At 58.8% G+C, this 398-nt stretch carries 1 protein-coding gene; it reads left to right on the forward strand.

Features of this window, described 5'->3' with window-relative positions:
• Window positions 1–229 (forward strand): hypothetical protein (locus UF06_RS27265; protein ID WP_045572432.1); only part of this gene is annotated, 229 nt, incomplete at its 5' end.
• Window positions 230–398 lie beyond the last annotated feature (169 nt).

Below are 398 nucleotides of genomic sequence, written 5' to 3' on the forward strand. Positions count from 1 at the left end.
TGGGGGGGGGGGGGTGGGGGGGGGGGGGGGGTGGGGAGAGGGGGGGTGGTGGTGTGGGGGCGGAGTTGGGGGGGGGGGGGAAGAAGCAAAAGCCCGAGCGGTGGGGGGCGGGCAAGTGGTGTGGGTGCCGGCGAGACTAAAGCCGGCATCCGCCGATAAGATCGCGTGTGAGTTAGCAGGGATGTTATCTCCAGATAAGAGGGAGACGGAGCCGTTAGCACAGTGGTAAGTACCTATGCCTCCTGAGACACTTTGCTGCCAATTGGTGCTGCTACACGTGGTTAAATCAGCATTGGTATCGCCAGAGAAAAGCTGATAATCTCTTGCGACGGAAGGAAAGGAATCCAGTAAAACCAGCAAAGCAAAGCCAATTCTTCCCATCATCTCACACCCCAACT

The sequence above is a fragment of the Vibrio sp. S234-5 genome, assembly GCF_000960595.1.
Classification (GTDB): Bacteria; Pseudomonadota; Gammaproteobacteria; order Enterobacterales; family Vibrionaceae; genus Vibrio.